Annotated in this window: 12 protein-coding genes (1 of these 12 only partly in view); 5 read left to right on the top strand and 7 right to left on the bottom strand. The window is 32.0% G+C overall.

Features of this window, described 5'->3' with window-relative positions; all coding sequences use genetic code 11:
• The 3 genes from JM80_RS14860 to thrA form a co-directional block, all read right to left on the bottom strand.
• Positions 1–770 carry the start of a DUF349 domain-containing protein gene (locus tag JM80_RS14860; RefSeq protein ID WP_144710840.1) on the bottom strand. The gene continues 1,219 nt to the left of window position 1, outside the view, so 770 of the gene's 1,989 nt are visible here — the first part of the coding sequence; it begins with the start codon at positions 768–770; the stop codon falls past the left edge of the window.
• A 158-nt stretch (positions 771–928) separates the two neighbouring features.
• Positions 929–1,855: a homoserine kinase gene (locus tag JM80_RS14855; protein WP_144710838.1), complete on the bottom strand. Its 927-nt coding sequence runs from the start codon at positions 1,853–1,855 to the stop codon at positions 929–931.
• 2 nt (positions 1,856–1,857) lie between these two features.
• Positions 1,858–4,302: a bifunctional aspartate kinase/homoserine dehydrogenase I gene (gene thrA, locus JM80_RS14850; protein WP_144710836.1), complete on the bottom strand. Its 2,445-nt coding sequence runs from the start codon at positions 4,300–4,302 to the stop codon at positions 1,858–1,860.
• Positions 4,303–4,571: 269 nt separating this feature from the next.
• Here thrA and JM80_RS14845 point away from each other — a divergent pair, with 269 nt between their 5' ends.
• Complete coding sequence (locus JM80_RS14845) at positions 4,572–6,116, top strand: NAD(P)H-hydrate dehydratase (RefSeq protein WP_144710834.1); 1,545 nt, start codon at positions 4,572–4,574, stop codon at positions 6,114–6,116.
• A 28-nt stretch (positions 6,117–6,144) separates the two neighbouring features.
• Here the strand turns inward: JM80_RS14845 and JM80_RS14840 are convergent, their stop codons facing one another.
• On the bottom strand, positions 6,145–6,567 hold the full coding sequence (locus tag JM80_RS14840; RefSeq protein ID WP_034646815.1) for a hypothetical protein: 423 nt from the start codon (positions 6,565–6,567) through the stop codon (positions 6,145–6,147).
• Between the two features lie 206 nt (positions 6,568–6,773).
• A complete protein-coding gene (locus JM80_RS14835) occupies positions 6,774–9,326 on the bottom strand; it encodes an ATP-dependent Clp protease ATP-binding subunit (protein ID WP_013621973.1) in 2,553 nt (850 codons plus the stop codon).
• A 257-nt stretch (positions 9,327–9,583) separates the two neighbouring features.
• On the opposite strand from JM80_RS14835, the gene gyrA reads away from it, so the two are divergent.
• Together gyrA and JM80_RS14825 are read left to right on the top strand one after the other, a co-directional pair.
• Positions 9,584–12,139, top strand: coding sequence for a DNA gyrase subunit A (gene gyrA, locus JM80_RS14830; RefSeq protein WP_075695349.1), 2,556 nt, complete (start codon positions 9,584–9,586; stop codon positions 12,137–12,139).
• Between the two features lie 33 nt (positions 12,140–12,172).
• Positions 12,173–13,438, top strand: a complete 1,266-nt coding sequence (locus JM80_RS14825; RefSeq protein ID WP_075695350.1) for a tetratricopeptide repeat protein — start codon at positions 12,173–12,175, stop codon at positions 13,436–13,438.
• An 81-nt stretch (positions 13,439–13,519) separates the two neighbouring features.
• Here JM80_RS14825 and JM80_RS14820 read toward each other — a convergent pair whose 3' ends face one another.
• Together JM80_RS14820 and JM80_RS14815 are read right to left on the bottom strand one after the other, a co-directional pair.
• Positions 13,520–14,272 (bottom strand): NlpC/P60 family protein, encoded by a 753-nt coding sequence (locus JM80_RS14820; protein WP_075695351.1) that lies wholly within the window; start codon positions 14,270–14,272, stop codon positions 13,520–13,522.
• A gap of 23 nt (positions 14,273–14,295) precedes the next feature.
• Entirely contained in the window at positions 14,296–15,471 is a 1,176-nt protein-coding gene (locus tag JM80_RS14815) for an acetyl-CoA C-acyltransferase (RefSeq protein ID WP_144710832.1), read from the bottom strand.
• Between the two features lie 131 nt (positions 15,472–15,602).
• Here JM80_RS14815 and JM80_RS14810 point away from each other — a divergent pair, with 131 nt between their 5' ends.
• Positions 15,603–17,639, top strand: coding sequence for an HD family phosphohydrolase (locus JM80_RS14810; RefSeq protein ID WP_144710830.1), 2,037 nt, complete (start codon positions 15,603–15,605; stop codon positions 17,637–17,639).
• Between the two features lie 41 nt (positions 17,640–17,680).
• Positions 17,681–18,160 carry a biotin/lipoyl-containing protein gene (locus JM80_RS14805; protein WP_013621979.1) on the top strand — a complete coding sequence of 160 codons (480 nt, stop codon included), beginning with the start codon at positions 17,681–17,683 and terminating at the stop codon, positions 18,158–18,160.
• The last annotated feature ends 1 nt before the right edge of the window (position 18,161 follow it).

The raw sequence follows: 18,161 nt of genomic DNA, 5'->3' as shown, positions 1-18,161 counted from the left end.
TCTTCTAAATTATGTTTAAAATCTAAATCCCTTAGCTCTCTATTTAAGTGTAAGAAATCGTAAAAAATTTCGATGTGATGATGGTAAGTTCTCCATACATTATTGTATTCTGTTCTAGGTATAGGACCAGCATTACGCCAATTTTCTTGAAGATCTTTAAAGTTTTTGTATGTAGTATTAATGTCCTCTTCAACATTAACCAAACCTTTTAGTTCTTCAATTATTTGTATGCGTTTTTCTAAGTTACTCTGTAAATTTTGTTCTAAATTTTTGTAGTAAGCATCTCTTTTTTCTCTGTAATCTGAATACACTTCATTAAATTGTCTTTTAGTTACGGAGTTGTATCTAAAATCAATTTCATTACCTCCATTGGTGATAAATTCTTCCTTTTTATGTTCTAGAAATTCTTGAAACTTTAAATCAAATTCATACTTGATACCGTCAACATGCTTTTTAATAGCTTGTACTTTTTCATTTTTTACTAGACGCTGTAATTCGCCTACTAAATTTTCCATACTCATAGCATGGTAATCTAATAAAGGTATCTCATGTCTTTGATGATTGTCATTATCCTCTGCATCTTCGGCATTGGTTTCTTCAATTTCATCTAAGATTTCTTTATCACCTTGCTTGTCATTAGATGATATTTCTTCTGAATTATTACTTTCTATTTCAGTGCTTTTCTCTGAAACAGTTTTAGCATCAGTAGTTTCTGAATTTTCATCACCCCCTACATTGTTTTGTAGTTCTTCTTTGCTGTCTTCCAACATAATTATGTGTATTTGGATTTCTTTATAACGGTAATATACTAACAACCAAACAAACGGCAAAACTTAATATGTTTTTTTAGGAGTCTAATAATCAATATATAGTACCTTAATTTTATTTAGTAGACGAAATAATTTATGGTTTGTTACAGGTGTTGTTTTTATGATATGGTTTTTATTCCTTCAGTATTTACTGTAGATACGTGTATGTCATAAGGAATACCTACTTTATTATAAACATTTTGCATTGCCTCGGCTACTTTTTCTGCTGTTTCTTTGCCTTTGCTAAGGGCGTAAATAGAAGGCCCTGAACCCGAAATGCCACAGCCCAATGCGCCAGCATTTAACGACGCAGATTTAACATTATCAAAAGCAGGAATTAGTATAGAGCGTATTGGTTCTATAATATGATCTTCTAGTGACCTGCTAATTAAGTCATAATCTTCTGTGTATAAACCAGCTATTAATCCACCAACATTACCCCATTGTTTTATTCCGTCCGCTAAAGAAATTGTTGTTTTTAATATTTTTCTAGAGTCAGATGTTTTTATCTCTATTTGTGGATGTATTACAGTAGCGTATAATTTTTTAGGAGTATTTATTTTTATAATATCTAAGGGACTATAACTGCGAACTAGGGTAAAGCCACCATATATAGCCGGTGCAACATTATCTGCATGTTGCACGCCACTAGCAAGTTCTTCTCCTTTCATTGCAAATTGTACAAGTTCTAAATTACTAAATGGTTCTCCTAGTAATTTATTCATAGCGCAAACAGCACCAGTAGAACTAGCAGCACTACTGCCTATACCGCTTCCGGCTTTTATTTTCTTATATATTTCTATTTCAAAACCTCCTTCATAATCAGATGCAGATAGTAACGCCAATCCGGCTATGCCAGCTACATTTTTATGTGTTTGTAAAGGTAAATTTTGACCTTCAATTTTTGTAATAGTAATTCCTTTTTTGCTGGTTTTTTTAACAACCATTTCATCTCCAACATTGTCTAATGCAACACCTAGTACATCAAAACCACATGAAATGTTTGCGATGGTAGCCGGACAAAATACTTTAATTTCGTTTTTCATACTTAAAAGTTTCCTATTCTTATTATGTCTGCAAAAATACCAGAGGCAGTTACGTCTGCGCCAGCACCTGCACCTTTTATAATTAATGGTTGGTTAGGGTATCTTTCTGTAAAAAATAATACAATATTGTCACTTCCTTCAAGGTTGTAAAAATCATGTCCTTTAGGGATATGTTGTAGACCAACGCTTGCTTTTCCGTCTTCAAATTGCGCTACATATTTTAGTTTAGCATCTTTATTTGCTGCTTCTGTATACATTTCTTGAAAAGAAGGTTCGAATTTTATTAGTGAAGCAAAAAAGTCATTATTATTTGTTGTTTGTAAACTTTCTTCAGGTAAAAATGATTTGTTTGTGATTTCATCTATATCTAGTTTGTAACCACTTTCTCTAGCTAAAATTAAAATTTTACGAGCTACATCTATTCCGCTTAAATCTATTTTAGGGTCTGGTTCTGTATAGCCTTCTTCTTGCGCTTGTTTAACAATGTCATGAAATGTGGTTTTATTGCTAAAGTTATTAAATACAAAGTTTAAGCTACCAGAAAGTACGGCTTGTATTTTTAAAATTTTATCTCCGGAAGCTATTAGGTGCTTTAAGGTGTCTATTATAGGTAAACCTGCGCCTACATTGGTTTCAAATAAAAATGGAGCATTGTATTTTTGAGCTAAATATTTTAGTCTACTGTAATTTGTGTATACAGATGAACACGCAATTTTGTTGCAAGTAACAACAGAAATACTGTTGCTTAAATAATTTGCATATGTATTAGAAACTACCTCGCTAGCTGTATTGTCTACAAAAATACTATTTCTGTAATTTAAGCTATTTACTTTGCTAAAGAATTGTTCTTTATTTGCTTTTTCTCCTTTAGAAAGTAATGATTCCCAGTTTTTAAGAGATATTCCGTCTTCATCAAAAAACATTGTTCTAGAGTTTGATATTCCAATTACTCTAACATTAAGTTTGAGGTTTTCTTTTAAATACTTTTTTTGTTGTTTAATTTGGTGAAGTAATTTGGATCCAACATTACCAACACCCATAATAAATAGGTTAAGTTGCTTAATGTTTTCTTCAAAGAATTTTTCATGAAGAGAGTTTAATGCTTTTTTTACATCAGCCTTGTCTATAACTGCAGATATATTACGCTCTGATGAACCTTGTGCTATAACTCTAATATTTACATTGTTTTTACCAAGTGTACTAAACATTTTGCCACTTAAACCTTGGTGATTTTTCATAGAGTCTCCTACCAAGGCAATAATGGCTAAATCATTTTCTACTAAAACAGGTTTAATTTTTTTTAATGAAATTTCATACTCAAATTCATTATTAATGGCTTCTTCTGCAAGAGCCACATCATTTGCATCTATAGCAACACAAATAGAATGTTCTGATGATGCCTGAGTTATAAGTACAATGCTTATTTGAGCTAAAGAAAGTACTTCAAAAAAACGTTTAGAGATACCAGGAATACCTACCATTCCTGATCCTTCTAGAGAAATAAGACTTATGTTTTCTATATGGCTAATACCGCGTACCGTTTTGCCGTTTTTATCTAAATTTTTAGTGATTGTAGTGCCAATAGCATCTGGGCTAAAAGTATTTTTAATGGCAATAGGAATCCCTTTACTTAATACAGGTTGTATTGTAGGGGGATAAAGAACCTTTGCACCAAAATGAGATAGTTCCATAGCTTCCTGGTAAGAGATGTTTTCTATAGCTTTAGCTTGTTTAACTAGTTTAGGGTTAGCAGTATACATACCACTTACGTCTGTCCAGATTTCTAAACTTTTTGCATCTACTGCAGCAGCAATAATTGCTGCTGTATAGTCAGATCCGCCACGCCCTAGTGTAGTAGAATCTCCTTTAATTGAAGAAGCTATAAAGCCACCAAGAACAGTAATTTGGTTGTTGTTATTGTTAAAGTAGTTTTGAATTAAACTGTTTGTTTCTTCAAAATTATAAATAGCAGCTTTACCGTAGTTTGTATTAGTTTTAAGTAGTTCTCTACTGTCTTTGTAGCTGGCGTTTAGGCCTTCCGCAATAAAGTATTCACTAATAATGTATGATGATAATAGCTCACCATAGCTTACAATTTTATCTGATAATTTAGGTGTTATTTCGCCAATAAAAAAAGCACCTTCTAAAAGTGTTTCTAAAATGTTTAATTCACTTTTAACCTTACTAAGTACTTTACTTTGGTTAGAAACTGGGATTAATTCTTTTATGGTAGAAATATGTCTTTCTTCAATTTTTAAAAATACATTTTTGTATTCTTCATTATGAGTAGAAGCTAATTCTGCTGCATTTAAAAGCAGGTCTGTTACGCCACCAAAGGCAGACACAACTACTGCAGTTTTATTTTTTGAGTTTTTAACTATATTTTTAACTAACTCTATGTTGTTGGCGTTGGCAACCGAAGTTCCGCCGAACTTTAATACTTTCATGGTAAAATAATTATAGATTTTTATAAGTTGTATTGATAAAACAATACGTATAACGGACGTGTATTATATAGCAGATTACCCCAAAGGGGTAATTGTTGTGTTTGTGATAACACAAGTAAAAATTGTAGTAGAAAATGTAGTTACGTTGTCCAAAATGTTTGTTTAAGCTTTGCTTATTAACAAGTCAAATGTAGTACTTTTGTATTTTTAAACAAATGATTTCTAAAACTTTTACCAATTTAATAGTAAAAGCTTAATATTTTTATAGAATGAAGATTTTTACAGGAGAACAGATATACCAAGCTGATAAATTTACAATTGAAAAACAGCAAATTACAAGTGATGAGCTAATGGAGCGTGTAGCAGTACAATTGTTTAATTGGTTGCATTTACGTTTGCAAGGCGCACAACCAAAAATACATTTGTTTTGTGGTATAGGAAATAATGGAGGAGATGGTTTAGCTGTAGCGAGACATTTACAAGAGCATGGCTATAATATAGAAGTGTATATTGTAAATTATAATGAAAAACGTACTGATGAGTTCTTAACAAATTTGAAAAGGCTAAAGGATAGAAATGTTTGGCCTAATTTTTTGTCTAAAGAAACTGAGTTACCGACTATTAGTAGAGAAGATATTGTTGTAGATGCAATTTTTGGTATAGGACTAAATAGAACTCCAGATGATTGGGTGGCTAGTTTAATGACGCACATAAACAACTCTGAAGCTTTTGTGTTAGCTGTAGATGTCCCGTCTGGGTTGTTTTTAGATAAAGTTGTAGAAAATCCTAATGCTATAATACACGCTAACCATATACTTACATTTCAGTCTCCTAAGTTGGCGTTCTTTTTACCACAAACAGGTATTTATTGTAACCAATGGGAAATAATTGATATTGGAATAGATGTAGAATTTTTAACTGTTACAGAAACCACATATACTTTAATTAGTAAAAATGAAGTTTTGCAGAGTTATATGCCCAGAGAAAAGTTTGCTCATAAAGGAACTTATGGTCATTCTTTAATAATAGGAGGAAGTTACGGTAAAATAGGGGCAACTATTTTAGCAGCTAAAGGAGCATTAAATTCTGGTAGTGGTTTAGTTTCTGCTTTTTTACCACAATGTGGATATATACCTATGCAGAGTGCTATGCCAGAGATTATGGTGCAAACAGATGTTAATGAAAATACTATAACAGATTTTCATTTTAATTTAGAACCTACCGTTATTGGTGTTGGACCTGGTTTAGGAAAAGCATCAGAAACAGTAGAAGCTTTTACAAAGTTTTTGCAAAATAATAAAATACCACTTGTAATAGATGCAGATGCGCTAAATATTATATCTGAAAATAAAGATTTGCTTAAGTTGATACCAGAAGATAGTGTGTTAACCCCACACCCTAAGGAGTTAGAACGTTTAATTGGTGTATGGGATAATGATTTTGATAAACTAGAAAAAGCTAAACTATTTTCATTAGAATTAAAATGTGTTTTGGTTATAAAAGGGGCGCATACAATAGTTTTGTATAAGGGTAAAGGTTTTATTAATACATCTGGCAATCCGGGTATGGCAACTGCTGGCAGTGGAGATGTTCTTACAGGGGTAATTACTGGTTTAATAGCACAAGGATATCCAAAAGTATTGGCGGCAATTTTTGGCGTTTATTTACACGGTAGTGCAGGGGATTTAGCTGTAGAAAAATTAGGCTATCAATCTTTAACGGCTTCTTCTATTGCAAACACTATTGGAGGGGCATTTATAGAGTTGTTTAAAAGGCCTGAAGTTCCTCAGCAACAAGAACAACAGCAGGCATAAAATATAATCTATTAAAGTGGCGCTTAAACTATTCTTTAGTTTTTGCTGCCGCTGCTGTAGATAATTTTCTCTTCACCCAAGTTAATGCGTTAGAATATTCTATAAAAAACTTCATTGGTTTTTTGTAGAACATTTTTTCAATTTTAAAGTTATGCATATCAATTTCTTTAACAGAAACAATTGCAAATGCTTTTAGGTTTTCTAAACCTCTAACAAAATTATATACAGTTGGGTCTATTGCATAAGAATTTTTACGCAAACTAATGTATCCAAAATCTTTATCTCTAAAGTGTATTTCTGAAATTCCTATAATTTGAAAAGCTTTTTCTAACGTTATGGTAGTTCCTTCATCAAAAGATGCTACCATATAGTTGTCATATATGTATATTTTGCCAGACTCTAATTGATATTCTTTAACAATTACAGCCTTTTTGGTTTGCCCCATCTTCATATTCTGTATGTAATAAAATAGTGTTCAGAAGCTAAATTAATTTTATGTTAAGATAATTTAAAAAAAACTAGATAAAAGGTTAATATATCCTTTAACAGTTGCTAATATGCTCTGTTGGCTTATATTTTCTTACGTTTAATACAATTTGTATAAAAAAAGGAGTCAATGAAAATTGACTCCTTTGTACTTATTAACTTACGTTTTTTTTAAGCTTCAGATGCTTTTCCTTCTTTCTTAATTTTTATGGTAAGTTCGTTTTTTTCATCATTTAAATCCATAAAAATACTGTCACCTTCTTCTAGCTTAGAGTTTACTATTTCTTCAGCTAAAGCATCTTCAATATACTTTTGAATTGCTCTTTTTAAAGGTCTTGCTCCATATTGTTTATCAAATCCTTTGTCTGCAATATAGTCTTTAGCTTTTTCTGATAATGTTAAGTTGTAACCTATATCTTTAATTCTTGCATAAAGTTTGCTTAACTCAATGTCAATAATTTTATGGATATCTGCTCTTTCTAATGGGTTAAATACTATTACGTCATCAATTCTGTTTAAAAACTCAGGAGCAAATGCTTTTTTAAGTGCATTTTCAATAACACTTTTCTGGTGTTCGTCTGCTTGTGCTTTTTTTGCAGAAGTTCCAAAACCAACACCTTGTCCAAAATCTTTTAATTGACGTGCACCAATATTAGATGTCATTATAATAATAGTGTTTCTAAAGTCTATTTTACGACCTAAACTATCTGTTAAAAAGCCATCATCTAACACCTGAAGCATCATATTAAACACATCTGGATGTGCTTTTTCTACCTCGTCTAATAAAACAACAGAATAAGGTTTTCTGCGTACTTTTTCAGTTAATTGTCCGCCTTCTTCATAACCAACGTATCCTGGAGGCGCACCAACTAATCTAGAGATTGCAAATTTCTCCATATACTCACTCATATCAATACGTATAAGTGCATCTTCAGAGTCAAATAATTCTTTAGCAAGTACTTTTGCTAATTGTGTTTTACCAACACCGGTTTGACCTAAAAATATAAACGACCCAATTGGCTTGTTAGGATCTTTAAGTCCGGCTCTGTTACGTTGTATGGCTTTAGATACCTTTGCAACAGCATCATCTTGACCAATTACGTTGCCTTTAATTAAGCTTGGTAATTCTGCTAATTTATTAATTTCAGTTTGCGCAATTCTGTTTACAGGAATACCACTCATCATAGAAACTACATCTGCTACATTTTCTTCTGTAACTGTTTCTCTATGTAATTTACTTTCTTCTTCCCATTTTTCTTGAGCAAGAGCTAAATCTTTTTCAATTCTTTTTTCATCATCTCTAAGCTTAGCAGCCTCTTCATACCGTTGTTTTTTAACAACGGTATTTTTTAGTTCTCTAACATCTTCTAGTTGTTTTTCTAACTCTAAAATTTGTTTAGGTACATCCATATTAACTATGTGTACTCTAGAGCCAGCTTCATCTAGCGCGTCAATAGCCTTGTCTGGTAAAAAACGATCTGTCATATAACGGTTCGTTAATTTTACACAAGCAACTAAAGCTTCATCTGTATAATTTACATTGTGGTGTTCCTCATACTTGCCCTTAATGTTTTGTAAAATTTCTATTGTTTCGTCTACAGAAGTAGGCTCTACAATTACTTTTTGAAAACGACGTTCTAAAGCACCATCTTTTTCTATATACTGTCTGTATTCATCTAATGTTGTGGCACCAATACATTGTATTTCTCCACGGGCTAATGCAGGTTTAAACATATTAGAAGCATCTAAGCTTCCTGTAGCACCACCAGCACCAACAATAGTATGTATTTCGTCAATAAAAAGAATAATATCATCATTCTTTTCTAGCTCATTCATAACAGCTTTCATACGTTCTTCAAACTGTCCACGATATTTTGTGCCAGCAACTAAAGAGGCTAAATCTAGTGTAACAACGCGTTTGTTGTATAAAATTCTAGAAACCTTTTTGTTAATGATACGTAATGCTAAACCTTCTGCAATGGCGCTTTTACCCACACCAGGTTCACCAATTAAAAGTGGGTTATTTTTTTTACGACGAGATAATATTTGAGATACACGCTCTATTTCTTTTTCTCTACCAACAACAGGGTCTAATTTGTTTTCCTCTGCCATTTTGGTTAAGTCTCTACCAAAATTGTCTAAAACTGGTGTTTTAGATTTTTTGTTAGATTTTGGTCCAGCTGTAGCACCTCCACCAAAGTTTTCTTTTTCATCATTATCACTATCTGCATCACCAGGGAAAGACTCTGCTCTTGGAGAATCTATATAGTCTTCATCTTTAGTAATAATGGTTTTAAATTCACTTTTTACATTATCGTAATCTACTTTTAGTTTGTGTAAAAGCTTAGTAGTAGGGTCGTTTTCGTTTCTCAAAATACATAGTAATAAATGCGCTGTATTAATAGAAGAGCTTTGAAAAAGTTTAGCTTCTAAAAATGTTGTTTTTAATGCGCGTTCTGCTTGCCTTGTTAAGTGCAAGTTTTTTTTATCTTTTTGCAAATTGTCAGAGCTAGGATTTGCTGGGCTAAGTATTTCCACCTTGCGTCGCAAATGATCTAAATCTACCTCTAATGCATCTAATATATTAATTGCTTTTCCGTTTCCGTCTCGTAATAAGCCAAGCATTAAGTGCTCGGTACCAATAAAATCGTGTCCAAGTCTTAATGCCTCCTCCTTGCTGTACGCAATTACATCTTTTACTCTAGGTGAAAAATTGTCATCCATAAATTAATCCTTAATCAATTATAAAAGTAATAAATCTATTTTTATATAAGGCAAATACTGTTCCTATATTCGTTAAAGTTTGATTATTTGTCGAAAAAAACAGCTTTGGCTGTCATAATTTAAATAATTATTAACCATTTGCCTATTAAAAAGTGTTAATAAATATTGTATTAAAGTAACTAAATATTGCTTTTCTCGTGATGATTTTATGTATATTGGCATCAATTTTTAATCAAATTAGTATATAAGATTTTAATATGGCAGAAGGGGAAAAAATTATTCCAATAAACATAGAAGACGAAATGAAATCTGCCTACATTGATTATTCAATGTCGGTTATTGTATCACGTGCCTTACCAGATGTAAGAGATGGTTTAAAGCCGGTACACAGAAGGGTTTTATACGGTATGCATGAGTTGGGTGTTCGTTCCAATAGCGCACATAAAAAATCTGCCCGTATTGTGGGTGAGGTTTTAGGTAAGTATCACCCTCACGGAGATACTTCTGTTTATGATTCTATGGTACGTATGGCTCAAGAGTGGAGTTTACGTTATATGCTTGTAGATGGCCAGGGTAACTTTGGTTCTATAGATGGTGATAGCCCTGCAGCAATGCGTTATACAGAAGCACGTATGCGTAAAATTGCCGATGACATGTTGGCAGATATAGAAAAAGACACTGTAGATCACCAATTAAACTTTGACGATTCTTTAAAAGAACCAACAGTTTTACCTGCAAGAATTCCTAACTTATTAGTAAACGGAGCTTCTGGTATTGCAGTTGGTATGGCAACAAATATGCCACCACACAATTTATCTGAAGTTGTAGATGGTACTGTTGCATACATAGATAATAAAGATATAGAAATAGATGAGTTAATAACACATATAAAGGCTCCAGATTTTCCAACAGGAGGTATTATATATGGTTATGACGGCGTTAGAGAAGCTTTTAAAACAGGTAGAGGTAGAGTTGTAATGCGTGCAAAAGCTACTTTTGAAGAAGTTCAGGGTAGAGAATCTATTGTGGTTACAGAGATACCTTACCAGGTTAATAAGGCTGATATGATTAAGAAAACAGCCGATCTTATTAACGATAAAAAAATTGAAGGGATTTCTACTATTAGAGATGAGTCTGATAGAAATGGTATGCGTATTGTATACATTTTAAAAAGAGATGCTATACCTAATATTGTATTAAATACATTATTTAAATATACAGCACTACAAACTTCCTTTAGTGTAAACAATATTGCCTTAGTAAACGGAAGACCACAGTTACTTAATGTTAAAGAAATGATTCACTATTTTGTGGAACACAGACATGAAGTAGTTGTACGTAGAACTAAGTTTGAACTTAAAAAGGCAGAAGATAGAGCTCACATATTAGAGGGTTTAATTATTGCATCTGATAATATAGATGAAGTAATTGCCATAATTAGAGGTTCTTCTAACGCAGATGAAGCAAGAGAGAACTTAATTAAAAGGTTTGAGCTGTCTGAAATACAAGCTAAAGCAATTGTAGAAATGCGTTTGCGCCAATTAACAGGTCTGGAACAAGACAAGTTAAGAGCAGAGTATGATGAGATTATAAAAACCATTGCAGACTTAAAAGATATTCTTGCTAATGAAGAACGCAGAATGCAAATTATTAAGGATGAACTTTTAGAAGTTAAAGAGAAATACGGAGACGAAAGAAGATCTGAAATTAATTTTGCAGGAGGTGATTTAAGTATTGAAGATATGATACCTGATGAGCAAGTGGTGATAACCATATCTCATGCAGGATATATTAAACGTACTCCTTTATCTGAATACAAAACACAAAATAGAGGTGGAGTTGGGCAAAAAGCATCATCAACAAGAAATGAAGACTTTTTAGAACACTTATTTGTAGGGACTAACCACCAATATATGTTGTTCTTTACACAAAAAGGTAAATGTTTCTGGATGCGTGTTTATGAAATACCAGAAGGTAGTAAAACATCTAAAGGTAGAGCAATACAAAATCTAATTAATATAGAGCAAGATGATAAAGTAATGGCATTTATATGTACTCAAGATCTTAAAGATGAAGAGTACGTTAACAGTCACTACGTTATTATGGCAACCAAAAAAGGTACTGTTAAAAAGACCTCTTTAGAGCAATACTCAAGACCTCGTTTAAATGGTATTAATGCCATAGGTATAAAAGAAGGAGATGAGTTGCTAGAAGCTAAACTAACAACAGGTACTAGTCAAATATTTTTAGGATTAAAATCTGGTAAAGCCATTAGGTTTGAAGAAAGTAAAACAAGACCAATGGGTAGAAATGCCTCTGGTGTTAGAGGTATTACATTAGCAGATGATAATGATGAAGTTGTGGGTATGATATCTGTACACAACTTTGATGATGATATTTTAGTAGTTTCTGAAAAAGGATACGGTAAACGTTCTAGTTTAGAAGATTATAGAATTACTAATAGAGGCGGTAAAGGTGTTAAAACCATTAGCGTTACAGATAAAACAGGTGGTTTAGTAGCTATTAAAAATGTTACCGATTCTGATGATTTAATGATTATTAATAAATCTGGTATTGCAATACGTATGGGCGTAGAAGATTTACGTGTAATGGGTAGAGCAACACAGGGTGTTAGGTTAATAAACATTAAAGGAAAAGATTCTATTGCAGCAGTTGCAAAAGTTATGAAAGACGAAGACGCTGTAGATGAAGAAGGTTTAGAGGGAGAAGCTCCTGATACTGCAGAAGGTGATGCTTCTACAGAAGATGGCACGGCTCTTGATAATGATACAACGGAATCAACTGAAGAATAAATTTTTTACACTAATTATTTAATAGAAATTGAAATGAAAACTAAATTTTTAATATTAACAGCAGCAATGTCTTTTTCTGCAATGTCTTTTGCTCAAAAGAACGAAGTTAAAGCTGCTGATAAAGCATTAAAATCTGATAATGCAGCAGAAGCTAAAGCTGCTTTAGAAAAAGCAGAACCGTTATTAGGATCTGCAGACGCAAAAACAAAAGCGTTATACTACCTAGTTAAAGGTAAAACATACTCTAAATTAGCTAAATCTGGAGAAGAAGGTGCTTTTAAAAAATCTATAGCAGCTTTTAAAGATTTAATTGCTTACGAAGAAGAAGTAGGTAAAAAGAAATACACAGTAGAAGCTAAACAAGCAATGACTGGTATGACAGGAGATATTGTTAATGCAGCAATTAAAGATAACAACGAAAAAAAGTTTGATGCTGGTGCAGACAAATTATACCTAGCTTATAACTTAAGTAAAAAAGATACTGTTTACTTATTTTACGCCGCAAACAGTGCTGTAAATGCGCAGAATATGGAAAAAGCTCTTAAATATTACAATGAGCTAAAAGACATAAACTATGACGGTAGTGAAGTTAAGTACTCTGCAGTAAATATTGCAACAGGAGAAAGAGAAGAAATGGCTAAATCTCAAAGAGATTTAATGGTTAAGTCTAAGCAATACAAAGACCCTAAAGAGGAAAAGTCTCCATCTAGAAAAGCAGAGATAGTTAAAAATATTGCACTTATTTACACTCAATTAGGAGAAGATGAAAAAGCATTAGAAGCTTATAAAGATGCAAGAGCTAATAATCCTGGTGATGTAAACTTAATTTTAAACGAAGCTAACCTACAATATAAATTAGGTAACAAAGACAAGTTTAAAGAGTTAATGGCAGAAGCTACAAGAGTAGACCCTAACAATCCAGATTTATTTTACAACATTGGTGTAATAAATATGGAGCAAGAAAACATAGAAGAGGCAAGAGCTGCTTATGAAAAAGCAATTGAGCTTAACCCAGGTTATGTTAACGCACAATTAAACTTATCTACTACCTATGTTAACGAAGGTAACGGATTAATTGATGCTATGAATGCATTAGGTAGTTCTAGAGCAGATATAGCTAAGTATGATGAGTTAAAAGCTAAAAAAGATGGTTTGTTTAGAGAAGGAGCACAAATTTTAGAAGATGCTTTAAAACAAACTCCAGGTAACCAAGCGTTGTTATCACAGTTAAAAAACATTTACGGTGCATTAGGTGATACAGAAAACTTTATGCGTCTTAAAAAGTTATTAGGAGAATAATCTTTTTAATAACACAACATAAATAAAAAAGCCTTCAGAAATGAAGGCTTTTTTTATGCATTAAAGTAAACTAACTTTAGTTTAAATTATTTTTTTAATAACACGTAATTGGTGCGTATATTTTTTTAGTTCGGCATTAAAAATTCCTGTGTGGTCTATACGATCTATACGTACTTTACCGTGGCAGTGAATAATGTAGTTGTCTTGCATAATAATACCTACATGATCTATAATACCTTCTTTATTGTCAAAAAAGGCTAAGTCACCAGGTTCACTTTCTTCAATAAAACTTAAAGGTTCTCCTTGTGTAGATTGTTCTTGCGCTGTACGCAATAACTTGTATCCATTTATTTTATAAACCATTTGTGTTAAGCCAGAACTATCTGTGCCAAAAGGAGTTTTTCCTCCGGCTAAATAAGGACTATTTAAATACAATAATGCGGTATTTACAAGTTTACTTTTACTTTGTATGCCTTGTATATAATTACCCTCAAAAGAATGATTTAATATAGGTATGCCATTTAAAACAGAACCTACAATAACTGGCATTAAATCGTTTTCTGATGCAGATATAAATGCTACTAAGTCAGAGCTTAGTGCTATATCTGTAGTAGCGTCTAGGGCATCATAATCATCTTCATCAATAAAGCTAAATTGATTGTTACTAACCCAAGCCTCTACACCATCAAAAGCAATTCTTATTCTACTCCAAAATTTACGATGCTCCAGAACCTTAAAATGGTCGCCATATAAAAGCTGAGCAACCATTTCTGAATTTTCTTCTGGAGTAAACCTTACAGGAACTATACTAAGATTACAAATACCGTATTGCATACAAATTGTTCTATTCCGCTATATTACGCTTTTTCTAAAACAATTGCAGAGGCACCACCACCACCATTACAAATAGCAGCTGCTCCAATTTTTCCGTTATTTTGTTCTAAAACACTAAGTAAAGTAATTACAATTCTAGCTCCAGAGCATCCTAACGGATGTCCTAAAGATACAGCTCCACCATTAACATTTACGTTGGAGTCATTTAAACCTAATATTTTCATATTGGCTAGGCCAACAACAGAAAATGCTTCGTTAAATTCAAAATAATCTACGTCTCCTATTTCTATACCTGCTTTTCCTAAAGCTTTTGGTAACGCTTTAGATGGTGCTGTTGTAAACCATTCTGGTTCGTGTGCAGCATCTGCATAACTTTTTATTTTAGCTAAAGGTGTTAGATTTAATTCTTTTGCTTTATCTGCACTCATAAGTACAAGAGCAGCAGCACCATCATTTATGGTAGATGCGTTAGCAGCAGTTACAGTACCTTCTTTTGTAAAAGCAGGTCTTAATGCTGGTATTTTTTCTAGTTTAACGTTTTTAAATTCTTCATCTTCAGAAACAACAACTGGCTCACCTCTTCTTTGTAGTACTTCTACAGGTACAACTTCATTATTAAATTTCCCTTGTTCCCAAGCAGCTGCAGATCTTTTGTAAGACTGTATTGCAAAATTGTCTTGGTCTTCTCTACTAAATTCATATTCTGTAGCACATGCATCTGCACAAACGCCCATAGCGTTTTGGTCATAAGCATCTACTAAACCATCTTTTTGTAAACCATCTACTAATGATGTTGGTCCAAATTTTTGTCCGTTTCTTAAATGTACGTAGTGTGGCACCATACTCATATTTTCCATACCACCCGCAACAACAATATCATTATCACCTAAAGCAATAGATTGCGCAGCTTGCATTATAGTTTTCATTCCAGAAGCACAAACTTTGTTTACTGTTGTGCAAGGAACTGTGTTTGGTATGCCAGCGTATATAGCCGCTTGCCTTGCAGGAGCTTGCCCTACACCAGCTTGTACTACATTACCCATTAAAACTTCTTGAACCTGAGATGGCTCTAGTTTTATTTTATCTAATGCGCCTTTTATAGCAATTGCACCTAATTTAGGGGCTGCAACACTAGATAATGATCCTAAAAAACTCCCTATTGGAGTTCTTGCCATAGAAACTATAACAACATCTTTCATAAATTCTAAATTTTAGTGTTGCAAAATTAATAAATTAATGCACATAGAGTAGGGTTCTTTTGTCAAAACCATTTTTTAAGCGCATAATTTTCTATTTTTGGAAAAAGTTACTTTTAACTACAAAATCTATCTTGGAGAAAATTTATAAAAATCAATCGTTACTATACAAGTGCTTTCTATACGTAGGTACCATATTTTTAATTGTATTTTTCTTTCCTAAAGGGGGAAAGTTTAAGTATGAGTTTCAAAAAGGAAAGCCATGGCAGTATGAAAATTTGTATGCACCTTTTGATTTTTCAATACAAAAAGATGTAGTAGAAATAGAAAAAGAAAAACAAGTAGTTAAAAATAACCATTTAGATTACTATACTTATAACCAAGACATAGTAGCATCGGTTACCAAAAATTACAATGCTAATTTTAGCAAAGTATTTAATAGTTTAGATCTTAATTCAGAAGAAAAAAGATATTTAAAGTCTGTAGGAGAAGAGATAATAAATACACTTTATTTAAATGGTGTTATAAAGAAAAATAAGGTTGCTGCTAAAACTCAAAAGTTTTTTTTATTACGTAATAATGAAGCAAAAGAACTAAGCTTTAAAGATGTTACAAGCATACAAAGTATAGATAAAGTAATAAACTCGGTTTTACGTAAAAAGCAACTAACAACATATAATTCACAATTTAAAAAGCTATTTTTTAACATAGTAAAACCCAATGTTTTTTATAACGATAATATTTCTAAAAAAACATTGAATGAGGAGTTAGCCAAAATTTCTGTTACTCGTGGTACTATTGATGAAGGCAAGCTAATTATAGTTAAAGGAGAAGTAGTAGAGGCAGATAATTATAAAATATTAAACTCTTTAAAACAAGAGTATGAGTCTGAGCTTTGGACCGATAATAATTATTACATAATTGTATCTGGTTACACAATTTTGGTGGCTCTTGTATTGCTAATGTTGCTTTTGTTTTTAAAAAAATATAGGGCTTCAGTATTTAAAAATAATACTAAGGTTACTTTTATCTTTTTTAATATTTTACTAATGGTTTTTGTAACCACAATGGTTATAAAGTATAATGAGGCATACGTTTATGTAGTACCATTATGTATTTTACCTTTAATATTAAAAACATTTTTTGATGCCCGTTTAGGACTTTTTGTGCATGTACTTACATTGTTAATTTTAGGGTTTGTTGTGCCTAATAGTTTTGAGTATATTTTTCTTCAGATAATGGCGGGTATAGTTACTATTTTAACGGTATCTCAATTGTATAAAAGAGCTAATTTATTTATATCTGTAGGTCAAATTACTTTAATATATATAATAGGTTATTTTGCTTTTCATATTATACATGAGGGTAATTTAAATAATATGTATGCAATTACGTTTGGTGTATTTTTATTAAACGGAATGATTACTCTTTTTGTACAACCGCTTATTTATATTTACGAAAAGATTTTTGGATTAGTGTCAGACGTATCATTGTTAGAATTGTCAGATACTAACTCTAAACTTTTAAAAGAACTGTCTAACAAGGCTCCAGGTACATTTCATCATTCTTTACAAGTAGCAAATTTGGCAGAAGCAGCAGCGCAGGAAATTGGTGCAAATGCTATGCTGGTAAGGGTAGGAGCATTGTATCATGATATTGGTAAAATGAATAATCCAACTTATTTTACAGAAAACCAGGTAACTAATGTAAATCCGCATAATGAGCATACGCCTATAGAGAGTGCTAAAATTATAATTAACCATGTTTTAGACGGAATAGAAATTGCACGTAAAAACAATTTGCCAGACCGTGTTATAGATTTTATTAGAGTGCACCACGGAACCTCTAAAGTGTATTACTTTTTTAAAAAACAGTCAGAGATTGATGAAGATGTAAACGAAGACGACTTTAAATATCCTGGGCCATTACCTTTTTCTAAGGAAACTGCAATTTTAATGATGGCAGATGCGGTAGAAGCAGCTTCAAAAAGTTTAAAAAATCCTACTTTTTTAATGATTGATGAGTTTGTAGATAAAATTATAGATGGACAGATGAGAGCCAATCAATTTTCTAATGCAAATATTACATTTAAAGAAATTGTAGAAATAAAAAAGGTGTTAAAATTAAAGTTAACCAATATTTATCATCTTAGAATTGAATATCCAGAATAAAAAATTCTAACTAAACACAAATATTTATAAACCATTATAGTATGAAAACATATGTTGTTTCAGTAAATGATGAAGAAATAACAGTAAATAGCAAAGAGGTTTCTAAGCTAAATATTGTTAAAGATTCAGATGAAGAATACCATATTTTAGAAGACAATAAAAAGTACAATGCTAAATTAATTAGCGCAAATTTTTTAGAAAAAACCTTAAAAGTTGAGGTTAATGGTAATAGTTATACAATTGCCATTGCAGATGAGTACGACCAGATGGTTAAAAAAATGGGCTTACTTGCTGTAAATACAAAAAAAGAGAAAAATATAAATGCTCCTATGCCAGGGCTTATTTTAGATATTTTGGTAACAGAAGGCCAAGAAGTTAAAGAAGGAGAGCAAGTTTTGGTTTTATCTGCTATGAAAATGGAAAATATTATTACGGCACCTAGTGATGGTGTGGTTAGTGTAGTAAATGTTGCTAAGGATGATGCTGTGGAAAAAGGACAATTATTAATAGAAATAGCATAAA

The organism is Cellulophaga sp. RHA_52, assembly GCF_007827205.1.
In the GTDB taxonomy this organism is placed as follows: Bacteria; Bacteroidota; Bacteroidia; order Flavobacteriales; family Flavobacteriaceae; genus Cellulophaga; species Cellulophaga lytica.
The sequence above is the reverse complement of the archived record's forward strand: the minus strand, read 5'-3'. Positions and strand labels throughout refer to the sequence as shown.